This window comes from Rhodococcus wratislaviensis (genome assembly GCF_041228765.1).
Taxonomy (GTDB): Bacteria; Actinomycetota; Actinomycetes; order Mycobacteriales; family Mycobacteriaceae; genus Rhodococcus_F; species Rhodococcus_F wratislaviensis.
On sequence record NZ_CP150488.1, the window covers coordinates 7,446,749 to 7,462,106 of the forward strand.

Annotated in this window: 13 protein-coding genes and 2 pseudogenes; 11 read left to right on the forward strand and 4 right to left on the reverse strand. The window is 67.6% G+C overall.

Annotated elements, in window-relative coordinates; translation table 11 throughout:
* Positions 1–68 precede the first annotated feature (68 nt).
* Positions 69–1,154, forward strand: coding sequence for an acyl-CoA dehydrogenase family protein (locus WKC72_RS34265; protein ID WP_370181015.1), 1,086 nt, complete (start codon positions 69–71; stop codon positions 1,152–1,154).
* Complete coding sequence (locus tag WKC72_RS34270) at positions 1,085–1,321, forward strand: acyl-CoA dehydrogenase family protein (RefSeq protein WP_370181016.1); 237 nt, start codon at positions 1,085–1,087, stop codon at positions 1,319–1,321. Before WKC72_RS34265 ends, WKC72_RS34270 begins: the two co-directional genes overlap by 70 nt.
* Here WKC72_RS34270 and WKC72_RS34275 read toward each other — a convergent pair.
* Both WKC72_RS34275 and WKC72_RS34280 read right to left on the reverse strand, forming a co-directional pair.
* Positions 1,279–1,803, reverse strand: a complete 525-nt coding sequence (locus WKC72_RS34275; RefSeq protein WP_370184625.1) for a helix-turn-helix transcriptional regulator — start codon at positions 1,801–1,803, stop codon at positions 1,279–1,281. The two genes, WKC72_RS34270 and WKC72_RS34275, sit on opposite strands and share 43 nt — an antisense overlap.
* Positions 1,777–2,297, reverse strand: a pseudogene (locus WKC72_RS34280) (hypothetical protein); the annotation flags it as partial. The pseudogene WKC72_RS34280 and the gene WKC72_RS34275, both read right to left, overlap by 27 nt.
* A gap of 302 nt (positions 2,298–2,599) precedes the next feature.
* Between WKC72_RS34280 and WKC72_RS34285 the strand changes: the two are divergent.
* From WKC72_RS34285 to WKC72_RS34310, 6 genes and pseudogenes are all read left to right on the forward strand, one after another.
* Positions 2,600–4,095, forward strand: a pseudogene (locus tag WKC72_RS34285) (aldehyde dehydrogenase family protein).
* 117 nt (positions 4,096–4,212) lie between these two features.
* Positions 4,213–6,117, forward strand: coding sequence for a helix-turn-helix domain-containing protein (locus tag WKC72_RS34290; RefSeq protein ID WP_370181017.1), 1,905 nt, complete (start codon positions 4,213–4,215; stop codon positions 6,115–6,117).
* 149 nt (positions 6,118–6,266) lie between these two features.
* The gene (locus tag WKC72_RS34295) at positions 6,267–7,541 is read left to right on the forward strand and encodes a hydroxymethylglutaryl-CoA reductase, degradative (protein WP_268791391.1); all 1,275 of its coding nucleotides are present in this window, start codon (positions 6,267–6,269) and stop codon (positions 7,539–7,541) included.
* A 1-nt stretch (position 7,542) separates the two neighbouring features.
* Positions 7,543–8,511, forward strand: coding sequence for a hydroxymethylglutaryl-CoA lyase (locus tag WKC72_RS34300; RefSeq protein ID WP_370181018.1), 969 nt, complete (start codon positions 7,543–7,545; stop codon positions 8,509–8,511).
* A 32-nt stretch (positions 8,512–8,543) separates the two neighbouring features.
* Positions 8,544–9,020 (forward strand): hypothetical protein, encoded by a 477-nt coding sequence (locus WKC72_RS34305; protein WP_370181019.1) that lies wholly within the window; start codon positions 8,544–8,546, stop codon positions 9,018–9,020.
* Positions 9,017–10,396: a tripartite tricarboxylate transporter permease gene (locus WKC72_RS34310; protein WP_370181020.1), complete on the forward strand. Its 1,380-nt coding sequence runs from the start codon at positions 9,017–9,019 to the stop codon at positions 10,394–10,396. Before WKC72_RS34305 ends, WKC72_RS34310 begins: the two co-directional genes overlap by 4 nt.
* Before the next feature lie 9 nt (positions 10,397–10,405).
* Here WKC72_RS34310 and WKC72_RS34315 read toward each other — a convergent pair whose 3' ends face one another.
* Positions 10,406–11,104 carry a GntR family transcriptional regulator gene (locus tag WKC72_RS34315; protein ID WP_370181021.1) on the reverse strand — a complete coding sequence of 233 codons (699 nt, stop codon included), beginning with the start codon at positions 11,102–11,104 and terminating at the stop codon, positions 10,406–10,408.
* Positions 11,105–11,197: 93 nt separating this feature from the next.
* On the opposite strand from WKC72_RS34315, the gene WKC72_RS34320 reads away from it, so the two are divergent.
* Positions 11,198–12,316: an AbrB family transcriptional regulator gene (locus WKC72_RS34320; protein WP_370181022.1), complete on the forward strand. Its 1,119-nt coding sequence runs from the start codon at positions 11,198–11,200 to the stop codon at positions 12,314–12,316.
* A 205-nt stretch (positions 12,317–12,521) separates the two neighbouring features.
* Here WKC72_RS34320 and WKC72_RS34325 read toward each other — a convergent pair whose 3' ends face one another.
* Entirely contained in the window at positions 12,522–13,010 is a 489-nt protein-coding gene (locus WKC72_RS34325) for an FBP domain-containing protein (protein WP_370181023.1), read from the reverse strand.
* Between the two features lie 245 nt (positions 13,011–13,255).
* Between WKC72_RS34325 and WKC72_RS34330 the strand changes: the two genes are divergently transcribed.
* Both WKC72_RS34330 and WKC72_RS34335 read left to right on the forward strand, forming a co-directional pair.
* Positions 13,256–14,851 carry a serine/threonine-protein kinase gene (locus WKC72_RS34330; protein WP_370181024.1) on the forward strand — a complete coding sequence of 532 codons (1,596 nt, stop codon included), beginning with the start codon at positions 13,256–13,258 and terminating at the stop codon, positions 14,849–14,851.
* A gap of 58 nt (positions 14,852–14,909) precedes the next feature.
* Positions 14,910–15,344, forward strand: a complete 435-nt coding sequence (locus tag WKC72_RS34335) for a PAS domain-containing protein (RefSeq protein WP_037233108.1) — start codon at positions 14,910–14,912, stop codon at positions 15,342–15,344.
* Positions 15,345–15,358 lie beyond the last annotated feature (14 nt).

Consider the following 15,358-nt stretch of genomic DNA (forward strand, 5'->3'; position numbering starts at 1 on the left):
GGACCACCATTGATGTGTCACACCCGGACGTGTCCGGGGTCACACAATCGACGGAGGATCTGATCCCAATGACAATCGACTTCGACCTGAGCCCAGACCAGGCAGCCCTGCAGAAGGCGGCGCGAGCATTCGCCGACGAGCGGCTCAGTCTCGTCGAAGGCGTCATCGCCCCGCTTCCGACGCCCGAGGCACGCTTCGCGGCGATCGAACCGTTCTATCAGGACATGGTGCATGCCGGATTCCTCAAAGCACTGCTGCCGGTCGAGTACGGCGGAACGGCTATGCCTTCGCTCGATTTCGCCTTGGCAGCAGAAGAACTCACCCGTGCCGACATCAACGTCCCGAGTGCGCTGCTCGGCACCGGATTGGGGCTGCAGCCCATCATCCACTTCGGAACCGCGGATCAGAAGGCCCGATTCCTGCCGCCCTTCGCCGGCAGTGAACCGCTGCTCGCGGCGTGGGCGTTCACCGAGACCGCAGGCGGCGCGAACTTCGACAATGCGGATGCCTCGGCAGGTGTGCAAACATTCGCGCGCCTGGACGGCGACGAATGGGTAATCAACGGGGACAAACACTTCACCACCAACGGTTCGGGCTGGGACGGCAACGGTGCCGCACTGATCAGCGTTCTCTGCCGTACGGATCCGACACTTCCCCTGAACGAATCGATGGCCGTGATCGTCGTGCCCGGGGACACGCCCGGCGTCGCTGTCGAGTCCTATATCGACACCATGGGGCACCGTGCCACGGCATCACCTCGCATCACCTTCACCGACGTGCGCGTGCCTGCCGCAAACATCATCGGAAAGCCCGGTGACGGCATCGAGATCGTCCGGAAGACGTTCAACTGGACCTCGTCGATCATCGGGGCCGCATGTGTCGGCCGAATGCGGGCGGCGTTCGACTACGCGTTCGCGTTCGCGAAGAGCGACAGGCGTTCGGGTCCGGTCCCGATCATCGACTACCAGAACGTCGGGTACATGCTGGTCGACATCAAGACCCGGATCGAAGCCGCTCGATACTTCACCTGGAAAGCGTGCGATCTCTACGACAGACGGGCGGCGCCGACGAAGAGCTCGGCCACATGGTCAAGATCTACGCGTCCGAACTTGCGGTTCAGGTGGTGTACGACACGATGCGTGTGGTGGGAGTGAACTCCTACGGAGACCAGACTCCGATCGCCGGAATCATGGAAGACGTCCTGTGCTTCCCGCTCTACGACGGGGGCAACATGGGCGTTCGGCGCCGGCAACTCCACGCCCTAATGAAGCGGCCGGACTACGATCCGATGCTGTCCGCCGCGGGAATCGTGGGAGGGTGACCCCGTACGACCGGTCGGCCACCCGACGCTCTGCTCGTGACGCGAAACTCCGTGGGCGTGCAACCGAGACAACTCTGAAACGTGCGGGTGAGATGCGAGCTGTCGTAGAAACCCCACCGCCCAGCAATCTCACTCACGGTCACCGAGTCGGGCGCCACCGCCAGGTCCTGCATCGCCCCCTGTAGGCGCTCGTCGCGAACGCACTCCGCGAACGTGGCGCCGACCGCCTGGAACAGGCGGTGCAGCGTTCGCACCGAGACGGCGGCTTCGCGCGCGGCAGCCTCCGCGGTCACCCGACCGAGAGGGACTGCTGCGCGAATGTAGTGGCGGACGACCTGCCGGAGCGCCGCATCACGATCTTCGGTGCGGGTTCCTCCGGCCGGGGGCTCGGTCACCGCGGCGAGAACATCCGTGAAGGAACGCTCGAGGGCTCTCACAGTGGTCTGGTCGAAGGCGGGGCGCTCCCGCCATAGGGAAGACATCATTGCCCCGACGACGTTTCCCGGTCCGCTCGTGGTGTCGATGGCGCGCGCCGTCGCCCCGTCGCCCCGCACGTTCGCGCTCCACCGATCCCGAGGAATGCGAAATGACAGCACCCGCCAACTGGCCGCGTCGTCCGGCTCCCGGTATCGAACACTGCATAGCTGCCCGGACGGACGATGCAGCGGCGTCCATCCTGCTCTCCGTAACACGTTCCCTCCAACTGCAGATTCACGAACACAGCATCCAGGGGCGCACGGCGAACTTCCCTGGGTCCGTGAGTCAGTAGCTGTGTGCACGAGGAGATCTCGGCGCAGTTCGTCTCGACCAGCACCTCCGAGCGCACCCATCCGGGAATCCCGTCCGGGGTCGCGCTACGGGCAGTCTGGGCACGCCCACGCTGCGGCGCCAGTGGAGTGAAGGCCTCACACACGACGTCACCCCAGTAACTCGCCTGATCGCGAGTGCTCAGACCCGAGGTGGACCAATAGGGCATGACACCTCCCGGTTTCTGGGCAGGGTCACCGGTGCCGGGTACTCGGAACCGGTGCCTGTCGCACTCCAAATTCTGCGCATTCCGACGGGGATGTCAAGAAACTGTCCGGTTTCCACACAGATGGCGTTCGGCGCGGGAGGCTAGCGTCGTCCACGAGCCGTCGGATGACGAACTGCACTGCGGTTCCGGGTAATTGACGATCTTCCGCGCAGAGCGAGAGCCGCGCCCCGTTGCGCGGACCACCGTCCACATCTCTGCCCACCCTCGGCCGACAGGCCGAATACACCATCGAGGAGCACACCATGACAACGACAGCACCCGCACCGTCACCCGAGGTCTCCGACTTCCTGGCGAGCCCCGTTCTCCACCTGATCGACGGCCGGAATGTTCCCTCCGCCTCCGGCGAAGTCTTCCCCACTGTCAATCCGTGCAATGGTGAAACTCTGGCGCAAGTCGCGTTCGGCGGCGACGAGGACGTCAACCGGGCGGTGTCGGCTGCTCGCCGAGCACTCGACGGACCGTGGGGACGCATGACTCCGGCACAGCGAAGCAAAATTCTCTGGCGGGTCGGCGATCTGCTGGACGAACGGGTCGAGGAGTTCGCGCTCGTCGAAGCGCTCGACAACGGAAAGCCACTGACCTACGCACGTCTCGTCGATGTCCCCCTGTCCGCCGACTGGTTCCGCTACATGGCGGGGTGGCCCACGAAACTGGAGGGCAGCACAATTCCGGTCACCTCCACCGCAGCGCCCGGCGACTACCTCGCGTACACCGTGCGCGAGCCGGTGGGCGTCGTCGCCGCGATCGTCGCCTGGAACTTCCCGCTGCTCCTGGCAGCCTGGAAGCTGAGCCCCGCGCTCGCCGCGGGCAACACCGTCATCCTCAAGCCGGCGGAACAGACCCCGCTCAGCGCAGCACTACTCGGCGAGGTGCTCCGCGAGGCCGGTATCCCCGACGGCGTGGTGAACATCGTGCAAGGCGACGGTGAGAACGTCGGCGCCGCACTCAGCGCTCATCCCGGCGTCGACAAGGTCTCGTTCACGGGGTCGACCGAGGTGGGACGGCACATCGTCGGTGCCGCGCGCGGCAACCTGAAGAAGGTGACCCTCGAACTCGGCGGCAAATCCCCAACATCGTCTTCGGCGACGCCGACATCGACGCCGCCATCGAGGGTGCGGCGATGGCCATCTTCTTCAATCAAGGTGAGGCCTGCGAGGCCGGGTCACGGCTGTTCGTGCAGTCCACGGTGTACGACCGGGTCGTCGAAGGGGTCGCCGAGATCGCGTCCACGTTGAAGGTCGGCGACAGCCTCGACCCGGACACCCAGATGGGTCCCGTCGTGTCCGAGAAACAACTCGACACCGTTCTCGGATACCTGGACAGCGGCAGGGCCGAAGGTGCCACTGCCGTGACCGGTGGGGGCCGGAAGGGCGACGTCGGTTACTTCGTCGAGCCGACGGTCCTCGTCGACACCACACCGAACATGCGGGTGGTGAAGGAAGAGATCTTCGGACCCGTCGTCACCGCGATACCGTTCGACGACATCGACGACATCGTCCGGACCGCCAACGACACCGAGTACGGTCTCGCCGCGGGCATTTGGACCTCGGATGTGTCGAAGGCCCACAACGTCGCGGCGGGCATCAAAGCCGGGACGGTGTGGATCAACAGCTACCACGTGCTCGACCCCGCCCTGCCGTTCGGCGGTTACAAGCAGTCCGGTTGGGGACGTGAGCACGGTGCGGCGGTCCTCGACGCATACACCGAGACGAAGACCGTGATCCTCAAGAAGGGATGATCCCGCACGGGCAGATGCCGCCGCTCCGACGGCGGCATCTGCCCGTTTGCCGGGATTCGTGCGGGCGCTGATCTCGATCAGTAGGGACTTCTCCGGTGGTCAGGGCAGGCTGTACGCATGGATTCACTCGAGAGCGGAGACGCGCTGGGGATACTCGCCGACGCGATGGTCGGCGAACTGACGGTCGACTCGGCCGCGGTGCGCGATGCGCTCGACCGTGTCGCTGCCGGTCCGGCCGACCGGGCGGCGTTCGCGGAGAAGGTGCGCCGGCACCAGGTCGAGCTGAGCCGTTTGCGGCGACGGGAGCGCGAACTCGGGGTGTTGTTCTCGAGTGCCCGCGAACTCGCCGAACTCCGTGACATCGACGCCCTCCTCGGACGGTTGGTGAGCCGCGCCCACGAGATGATGGGCACCGACGTCACGTACCTGTCCGAGTTCGATCCGTCGACGCGGGAACTGAACGTCCGCAAGACCGCCGGATCGGTGACACCGCAGTTCCAGCACCTCCGCGTTCCCCCGGGAATGGGGCTGGCGAGTCAGATCGCCGATTCTCGTGCCGCGCAATGGGTTCTGCGCTATCAGGACTACGCGGAAGGACCGCACGAGGAACTCATCGACGATGCGGTTGCGGCGGAGGGGATCGTGTCGATTCTCGGGGTGCCGATGCTGTCGGACGGTCACGTGCTCGGTGTGCTGTTCGCCGCCACCCGCCAGGAATACGCCTTCACGCCGGACGAGATCGCCGTGCTGTCCGCGCTCGCCGATCACGCGTCGGTGGTGCTGCAGACCGCCAGCACCCTCGAGCAGGTTCGCAGGTCCGAGGACGAGGCACGCACGGCACTCGACCGACTGACCGACTACCTGCAGGTCCGCGACCGGTCCACTGTGGTGCACCAGGAACTCATCGAGGCCGTCCTGGTCGGGGGCGGATTCGAGCAGGTGGCAGGCACTCTCTCGACGGCACTCGGGCGGACGGTCACGATCGTCGACCGGGATCTGCACCCCGTCGCCTCCCACCCCACGCCTGCCGGGCAGGTATCGGTCCAGTTGCCGCCGGTGGTGCTCGATGCCATCACGACGAGCCGGACCACCGGACGTTGCGTTCGCGTCGACGACCCCGTGACGCCGATCGTGGCCGCTGTCATCGCGGGCGAACTGTATTTCGGCGCAGTGCTGGTCGGGTCCGGGGACATCGAACTCGGACCGGTCGACGAGCGCACCATCGAACGTGCCGCGCAGGTCGGCGCACTGCTGGTACTGCAGCAGAACGCGGTGGCCGACACAGACCTGCGGGCCCGGGTCGAATTGGTCGCGGACCTGCTCGACCCGGCGCCCGAACGGCGCCGCGATCTGGAACGACGGGTACGCGCCCGGCGAGTCACCCTCGCCGCCCTCGACACTGTCGTGCTGATCTCGGTCCCGGCTGAGAACCGTGCCACCGCCGCCCGCGCGGCCAGCGCCTTCGTCGGCGGCCACGGCCTGGTCGGGGAACACGCCGGCATGGTCGTGGCCGTTCTCACCACCACCGCCCCACCCGAACTCGTCGCGGAACTGCGCGACTACCTGCACGAAACGTTGCACTGCCCGGTCCTCGCGATCACGACGCCGCGGGCGGAGTCTCCGGACGCGCTCCCCGCCCGATTCGAGTCCGGGCTCCGCACCGCTCGGCTGCTGGCGGCGCTCGACACCACCGACGCGGCGGTCAGCACCGATGCGTATCTGCCGTATGCGCTGCTGTTCGACACCGACGCGCGGACGCTGAACGCGTTCATCGACGAGACCATCGGTCCGGTGCGCGCGTACGACGACAGTAAGGGCACAGACCTGCTCGCCACCTTGCGCGCATTCGTCCGCAACGAGGGCAGCCCGACGAAGACGGCGCGGGCTCTCAATTACCACACCAACACGATTCTGCAGCGCCTCCACCGACTGGAGATGCTGCTGGGGCCCGAGTGGCGGAGCGACGAACACCTGTTCCGAATCTCGGCTGCGGTCCGACTCGACGAACTACGGGGGCAGTGACAGTCACACATTCCTGGAGGAAATACATGTGCGATCGATACATGTCGAAGTCGGCGGAGTGCCCATACCGTGTGAACCGAAGCACATGACAGGGTTGTCGTAGGGGCGCACCACACGTCCGGCCGCCCGTGAGTACGTGGAGGAACACAGTGCCCGTCAACAGCCGCATCCCCGGTCTGAAGGATTCCAGCGCGCAGCAGCGCCGCACGGTGGTCGCCGAGAGGACCGGGCTGTCCGACCTCGACGTCGCCGTGTTCGATCCCGAGCGGGGTCTCGGGGTCGAGCAGGCCGATCACATGATCGAGAACGTCGTCGGGGTGATGGGGATCCCGGTGGGTGTCGCGACCAACTTCACGGTCAACGGGCGTGACTATCTCGTGCCGATGGCCACCGAGGAGCCGTCCGTGGTGGCCGCGGCCAGCAACGCCGCCCGGATGGCGCGGGTGCACGGGGGCTTCCACACCTCGAGCACCGACCCGGTGATGCAGGCCCAGATCCAGATCCTCGACTGCCCCGACCCCGAGGCGTCCCGGCTGCGGGTGCTCGAGGCACGCACGGAGATCCTCGAACTGGCCAACGCCCAGGATCCGATGCTCGTGCGATTCGGCGGCGGTGCCCGCGACCTCACCGTCCGACTCGTCCCGACGCGCACCGGCGTGCACGTCGTGGTGCACATTCACGTCGACGTGCGAGATGCCATGGGCGCCAACGCCGTCAACACCATGGCCGAGGCCATCGCACCGCGACTCGCCGAGATCTCCGGCGGGCGCACCCTGCTGCGGATCCTGACGAACAAGGCGGACCTGCGCATAACCCGGGCCCGGGCCGTGTTCGACAAGGACCTGCTCGGCGGCGACGAGGTGGTCGACAACATCGTGCATGCCTCCGCGCTCGCCGAATCCGACCCCTACCGCGCCGCCACCCACAACAAGGGCATCATGAACGGCATCACCGCCGCCGTCCTGGCCACCGGCAACGACACCCGCGCCGTCGAGGCGGGCTGCCACTCGCACGCGATCGCCGCGGACGGCCGGTATGCGGCGCTCTCGCACTTCGAGAAGACCGCGGACGGTCACCTTTCCGGCACCCTCGAGGTGCCGATGGCCGTCGGACTGGTCGGCGGCGCCACCAAGGTCCACCCCGTCGCGCAGGCCGCGGTGAAGATGCTCGGCGTGTCCACCGCCTCGGAACTGGCGGACGTGATCGTCGCGGTGGGACTCGCGCAGAACCTGGGCGCCTGCCGCGCCCTGGCCGCGGAGGGCATCCAGCGCGGCCACATGAGTCTGCACGCCCGCACCATCGCCGCCTCGGCCGGCGCCACCAGCGACGAACTCGACGTCGTGGTCAAGCGGCTCATCGACGACCAGCGCATCCGGGTCGAGCACGCGGAAAAGGTGCTCGCCGACCTTCGTTCCGGACACTGACATGACCACCCCCGCGGATCTCGCACCGGTGTGGCGTCCGGCGCCCCACGAATTCGCCGATCCCTCCCTACCCTCGACGGTTCGCGTCTACGAGGTGGGACCGCGCGACGGGCTCCAGGCCGAGTCGACCCTGGTTCCCACCGCGGTCAAGGCGGAGTTCTGCCGTCGGCTCGTGTCCGCCGGGGTCCGAGCGCTCGAGGTGACGAGTTTCGTTTCCCCGAAATGGATTCCGCAGCTCGCCGACGCCGCAGCGCTCGTGGCCGAACTCGACCTCCCCGACACCGTCCGCCAGGTCGTGCTGGCCCCCAACGAGCGGGGACTGGAGCGGGCGCTCACCGCGGGTGCCCGGGAGATCGCCGTCTTCGTCAGCGCCACCGCGGCGTTCGCCCGGAAAAACCTGAACACCACCGTCGCCGGGGCGCTCGACAACGCCCGGCAGGTGGTCGAGGGTGCGCGGGCCGAAGGCATCGGCACGCGTGGCTACATCTCGATGTGCTTCGGTGATCCGTGGGAGGGGCGGGTCGACCCCGGTCGTGTCGCCGACATCGCCGCGGAACTGACGGGCATGGGATGCTCGTCGATCTCACTCGGTGACACCATCGGCGTCGCCACCCCCGGACACGTCCGCGCCGTGCTCGACGCCGTGCAGGCCGCCGGTGTTCCGATCGGCTCGATCGCAGGACACTTCCACGACACGTACGGCCAGGCGCTGTCCAACGTGCACGCCGCGCTTATCGCGGGAGTCACCGAATTCGACACCGCGGCAGGAGGCCTCGGCAGATGCCCCTACGCGAAGGGTGCCACCGGGAACCTCGCCACCGAGGACCTGGTGTGGATGTTGCACGGCCTCGGCATCGACACGGGCATCGATCTCGACGCACTGACCGACACGTCCCGCTGGATGGCCGGGCACATCGGCCATCCCAGCCCGTCGCGGGTGGCGACCGCACTGACCGCCGCCCGCTCCTAGCGCACGACACCCCTCACACGGAAGTACAGACGATGTCCATCGAAAGCCAGCCCGCACCGCAGGCCCCCCCGCCCACCGACGATCAGACTCGGCCTCGTTATCTCGAGGTGTGGGGCGACACGGTGGCCGGGCGAGATCTCGCCGCCTCCGTCGTCATCGGTATCGTCGTGAGCGTCTGCGCGCTCCTCGGCGCGACCGCACTCTTCAACTCCTTCGTCACGGATTCGTCTCTGGCAGAGGCATATGCACTTCTGGTCGGGATCGCCGCCTGCCTCGTCGCGGGCGTCGTCAGCGGGAAGTTGTTCCGCCCCAAGCGGAACATCGCCGTCGACTCGTCCGAGGGCGACACGGTCGGCGACGTCATCCGGGTTCTGCAGGAAGAGCGCCAGGGGCTGGGGTCGGTCAGCGACCTGCCCGCACAGACGGTCCGGGAGTTGAAGGATCTCGACCTCTACGACCGGTTCGTCGAGGCGGAGACGCAGACGCCCGAGACGGGCGGACGATCATGAGCGTACTGTTCACCAACGACGTCCTGATCGCGATCGCGCTCGGCGTCATCGGCGCCGTCGTGTTCTCCCTGATCGGGCTGGTGTCCGGGACCGACGAGACGGCCACCATCGCCCCGCTGACGCTGCTGGTCATCCTGCTCGGCGCCCCGCCCGCGGCGGTGTTCACCTTCTTCCTCGCCGGCGCCGTCGCCAAGCACATGACCCACGCGGTGCCCACCACGTTGCTCGGCATCCCCGGCGACACGATGGCCGTTCCGCTGATGCGTGAGGCGCGGTTGCTGCGCAGCCTCGGTGTGCCGCACATCGCCCTGCGCAAGGCGATCTCGGGTGCGATCATCTCCGCGTTCATCGCCGTCCCGGTGGCGGTGCTGTTCGCCACCCTGCTCGCACCGGTCGCGGACACGGTCCAGTCGGTGGCACCGTGGTTGTTCCTCGTCGCCGCCGTCGCGATCGCCTACACGTCGCCGGGCAAGTGGTCCGGGGTGGCCGCGCTCGTGCCGTTCGTCGTGCTCATCCTCGCCCTCAAGTCACTGACGCAGAGCTACGACATCTCCCTGAACATCAGCTACTTCCTCGGCATCGCGGTCGGCCCCCTCATCGCGGACCTGTTCCTCGTGCTGGGTGCGTCGGGACGCAAGGACATGGCCCGCACCGAACCGGCGACGGTGTGGCTCGCCCCGGAGCTCAAGGGGTGGAAGGGATACTTCCCGAACCCCTTCCGGATGCTCGACAGCAGACAGACCGCACAGGTCGCGGCGACCGCGACCGTCTCGAGCGCCACGTTCGTCTTCAGCCCGGTCGCGATGACCGTGCTCATGGGTGAGGTCGTCGGCTCACGGGTCAAGCAGGGCTACCACCGGCTGACGTCGGTGATCGCCGCCCGCAACGGAACCACCGAATCCACCTACATCGCCGAGGCGCTCATTCCACTCATCGCGTTCGGTCTGCCGCTGAGCCCGGTCGCCGCAGGACCGGCCGCACCCCTGTTCAACGCGCCACCGGTCTTCACCACCGACGACGGCACCGGGCAGATCCGCAACCTGTCCACGGCACTGACGAACTGGGAGTTCCTGCTCTACGGTCTCGGCGCAGTGGTGATCGCCGCGATTATCGCGTACCCGTTCGCGATGAACTTCGCCCACCGCGCGGCCACGCTCGTCGTCCGGTACGTCAGCCACGAGGCGATCATCGCCACGTTCACCGGCCTGGTCGTCGTCATCAGCATCTGGGAGGGCGGCACCCTCGGCCTCGCCGTCACCCTCACCGTCGGACTCGTCGGCGGTCTGCTGTCGCGGGCGTTCAAGATCCACGCCGGCGTCCTGTTCATGGGGTATTACGTGGCAGTCCTCAGCGTCCCCGCCATCCTCGCGCTCTGATCGCGCCGACTACGCGGTGACCAGGTCGATGGCGACGGCCGATCCGTGCGGATTGACGACCGCGTCGAGGATGGTCTTCTGCGTCTGGGTCAGATGCTCGGTGCAGGCCGCGGCCGCCGCCGGTCCGTCGCCGGCGAGGATCGCACGGCACATCGACAGGTGCTCCGCCAGCGAGACGTCCAGACGGTCCGGGTGGGAGTGGGCTATGTTGCGGAGCCTCTCGGTGTGCGGCCGGAGTTCGGCGATCGATCGGGCGAGTTGCGAATTCCGGGTGTGCGCGATCACGGCCTGGTCGAAGGTCTCCGTGAGTGCGTAGAAGCGATCCCGCCGGGAATCGGACGGGGTCTCCTCGGAGATCGCCTCGAGTGCCGCCGCTACCTCGTCGAATTGCTGCCGGGCCGCGGTGTCCCGGGTGACGGCCTCGGCGACCATCCGCGCCGCGGCCGCCTCGAGCAGGATGCGTAGCTCGAACAGGTCCCGAACGCTCTTGATCGAGATGGGAGCGACCCGCGCGCCCTGACGGTCGATGAGGGAGACCAGCCCCTCCCCCTCGAGGCGGAGGAAGGCCTGGCGAACCGGGGTGCGCGACGCCGAGAACCGCGTGCCCACGTCGATGGCGCTCAGCGACTGACCCGGGGACAGGGTCCCGGTCAAGATGTCCTGCTTGAGCTGCTCGTATACCTGTTCGCTCTTGCTCTCGCCCGCCATGCATACATCCTAACGTTCGCAGTGGTATGAGCTACGGTATACACTAATGCGCACCATAGAACAGGGACAGCATCCCGGAGTAGGCGTCAACACGTGAACAACGTGCACACCCCCGAACGATCCGTGCCGACGCGCGCGTCCGACCTGCGCAGTCGCGGACTCCGTTGGGCTGCACTGATCGCACTTTCGGTCGGCGGCTGGACCCTCGGTGAGAGCGTCGGACTGACGGCGGCGGGTCTCTTCGCGGCCCTGATCGTCGCGGCGACCCTGGCCGTCACCGGACGGGGCCCGTCCCGAGTGCCCCGGCCGCTGGGAAAGCTTGCGCAGGGTGTGCTGGCGAGCGCAGTCGGACTGATGGTGCACCGGGACACGATCGCCGCCCTGGGCTCGATGTGGGTGCCGGTGGTCTCGATCGCGGCCGCGACCCTGGTGCTCAGCGTGGCGGCCGGAGCACTCCTCGCGCTGCATCGTGACGTGGACGCGGTGACGGGATCCCTCGCCATGACCGCGGGCGGCGCCACCGGACTCGTCGCGATGGCCCGCGAACTCGGCGGCGACGACCGCATCGTCGCCGTGGTGCAGTACCTGAGGGTGGCGCTCGTCGTCGTGTCGATGCCGATGATCGTCACGTTCGGCTTCCGCGCCGATACCGGTGCGGAGACCGTGACGACCACCGATGGCGGCGGGTCCGAATGGTATGTAAGCCTGCCGGTCCTGGCACTGTTCATCGTGGGCGGAACCGCCGTCGCGTCACTCGTTCGACTGCCCGCACCCGCGACGCTGGGTCCGCTGGCCGTGAGTGCCGGGGTCGAACTCGGGGGCTGGAGCGACGCGGTCACCGTCCCGCCGATGCTGATGACCGCCGCGTTGATCCTCATCGGCTGGCAGGCCGGGCTTGCGTTCGATCGGGCGAGCCTGCGGGCGATCGGACGAATCCTGCCGTACGCCGCGCTGCTCACCCTGCTGGTCGGGGCGGCCTGCGCCGGCCTGGGCGTCCTACTCTCCCACCTCACCGGCGCAAGCCTGCTCGAGGCCTATCTCGCCACCACGCCCGGGGGTCTGGCTGCGGTGCTGGCCGTATCGGCATCCACCGCCTCGAACGTCACGTTCGTCGCGGCCGCTCAGGTGTTGCGCCTGGTCATCATGCTCGTCACCACCCCGCTCATGGCGAAGGCGTTTGCCCACTTCAGTTCTCGGCGCCGCCGAGCGTAGCCGGAAATCCTCTCCGGACAGCACGGTCCGGTCGCGTCCGGGCCGTCTCGACCGGAGAGGAGTCCCGTCCACCCCGAGTTTCGTTGCAGTGTCTCCGAACTCGGGGTGCGTCGGGAATTGGGGTCCTCGAATGTCGGCGCATGGCATCTACCTCCGATTCTTGCGAGCAGCTACCGGGCTGCAGGGTGGGTCGGTGTGGGGTGGGTCAGCCGTAGACCCTCGCGACAAAGGCGTTGAGATTGTCGCGGACCCGCTCGATTCTCTCCTCGAGCTCGAGATCCTCGCGGTACTGCCTGCCGAGTGCGGGCGATTTCTTCCGGCGCGCATAGAGAGAGCAGGCGAGATCGGCGCACATGTACGTGCCGATCGAGTTGCCCCGGCGTCCGGATTCACCCGATTTGCGCGCGGTCATCAGCGAGACGCCGCCATTGGCGTGCGTCGTCATGCAGACCGTGCACATTTGCGCCCGGCGGTAACCGCCCGTTTCGTAGCGCAACGCGACGCCGACGAGACCGCCGTCCCGCGGTACGACGACATAACAGCGGCCGGGAAACGACGGGTCACTCCAGCCGAGGAAGTCGAGGTCGTCCCAGGGCCGATCGTCCAGGTCACGAGGGGCGGGTAGGCGCTTGGCGTCGCCTTTGGAGCAGTTGATGAACGACGACCTGATGTCACGTTCGGTGACGGGTTCCATGACGAGATGAACTCCTTCTGTCGACGGGTTGACAAAGCCACGTGACAATACGGACAGCAGCGAGGTCGAGCAACGGAATTTCAGGGCGGTCTCTGGTCGCGAGCATCCTCAGATGCCGTGCACCCCCGCCTGTTCGTGCTCGACCGATCGCAGATCCCCCACTGCGGGAAACGAATTCGTCACCCCGGACCGGACAGCGCGCCAACCGCGTGTATCGTGCTGATTCCGGCTTCGAGGGGAATGGAATGGCGGCAGGTGCACGGGTCGGCTCGCAGTTCGGGCACTACCATCTCCGGGCTCTGCTCGGCCGAGGTGGAATGGGTGAGGTGTACGAGGCGTACGACACCACCAAGGATCGCACCGTCGCACTCAAGATCCTCGACGTCGACCTCGCGAAAGACCCCACCTACCAGCAGCGGTTCCGTCGTGAATCGCACGCCGCGGCCCGGTTGCAGGAGCCGCACGTCATTCCGATTCACGACTGGGGCGAGATCGACGGTGTGCTCTACATCGACATGCGCCTGGTCGTGGGTCAGGATCTCCGTTCGCTGCTCCGGGCACGCGGCCCGATGGGCCCCGCACACGCAGTCGCGATCGTCGACCAGATCGCGGCGGCGCTCGACGCCGCGCACACCGACGGGCTCATCCACCGCGACGTGAAGCCGGAGAACATCCTCGTCACGGCCGGTGAATTCGCGTACCTCGTCGACTTCGGTATCGCGCACTCGAGCTCCGACCTCCGCCTCACCACCCTCGGCAGCGCCGTCGGTTCGTACACGTACATGGCGCCCGAGCGGTTCGACAATGCTCCGGTCGATGCGCGCGCGGACGTCTACTCGCTGGCGTGCGTCCTCTACGAGTGCCTCACCGGGTCCATCCCGTTCCCGTCCACCAGCATCAGCAGCGCGATCCGCGCCCACCTCACGACGCCGGTACCCCGCCCCAGCTCGATTCGATCCGACGTGCCCCCCACGTTCGACGAGGTGATCGCCCGAGGCCTGGCCAAGGACCCCCGTGACCGGTACTCGACGGCCGGCGACTTCGCAGCCGCTGCCCGGTCCGCGTTGACCGCCCGTGAGCGGAAGACCGAAACCGACCTCGCGACCCGCCCGGAACCTTCGCCGGGCATGCGATCCGAGCCGACGCGCGTCGATGACCGTCCCCCCGTCTACCCGCCGACCGCGTTCTACAGCGGGCCGCCCGCGCAGCCCCCGGCGGCTCCGTACTACCCCGCGACCCCCTACGTGGCCCCGCCGCCGGCACGACGATCGGTGGCCGTGCCCGTGACGGTCACCCTGCTGATGATCGCGCTGCTGACACTCGGCGGTGTGGTCGGATGGCTCGTGCTGGATCGGAACAACCCGGACGCGCCCACTGTCGCCGCAGCCACGAGCAGTCAGGTGCGCATCCCGGCCACGGAGGACGTACCCGTCGCGTCCGCGGCCCCGGCGACGATCCCGCCTGCGGTGACGACACCCAGAACGACCACCGCTCCCGCGCCGCCGATCGTCGGCGAGGTGTCGGGCGCCGACGGGCAGGGCTTCCTGGCCCCGTCCGATGCACGGTGCAACTACACCAACCCGGCCGTGTTCATCGGCCGCACCACGAAGTCCCTGGTCGTGGTCTGCGAGACGGGAGTGGGGCGCTACTACTACCAGGGGGTGCGCATCAGCGACGGCGCCGCCATCTCCGTCGACGACCCGATGTCGAGCGGTTCGGGCTTCGTCGCCACCGGCGACGGTGGCACCGAGTACCGGCTCACCCCGTCCGCCCTGACCATCGTCAGCGGCGACGGACGGATCCTCGCGACCGAACCGATGGTCGAGTCGGCACACCGCTGAACCGCCGTCTACGTCGACAACGGGACGGGCGGTCGGAATCGGTGAGAGTATTAGGGCTGTGAGCGCACAGGCAGAGTATGAGGAGAGACGTCGCCCGACCCCGGAAACTCCCTTGGGCTACCTCGAGCAGCTACCCGCCCTCGTCCTGCTCGAACGCCTTCCGGTTCCCGTCCTGGCGGTCGAGAACGACGGCACCGTCGTCCACGCGAACAGTGCTTTCGAGGAGATGCTGGGTCATCCCGTCGCGTCACTGCGCGGACGCCCGGTGTCCGAACTCCTCGACCTGGACGACGCGCCGACGGGTGCCGACGCGGTCGAGCACCTCCGCGAGTCCGCCACCACACCCATCGACCTCGCACATCAGGACGGATCCCGAGTGCGCGCACTCGTCAGCCGGCCCATCCTGCGTCGGCAGGACGATCCGGTGACCCTCGTCTGCTTCCACGACGTCACCGAACAACTCTGGAACGGCGGCCGGGCGCCGGGCTTCTGACCCGCCCCACAGAC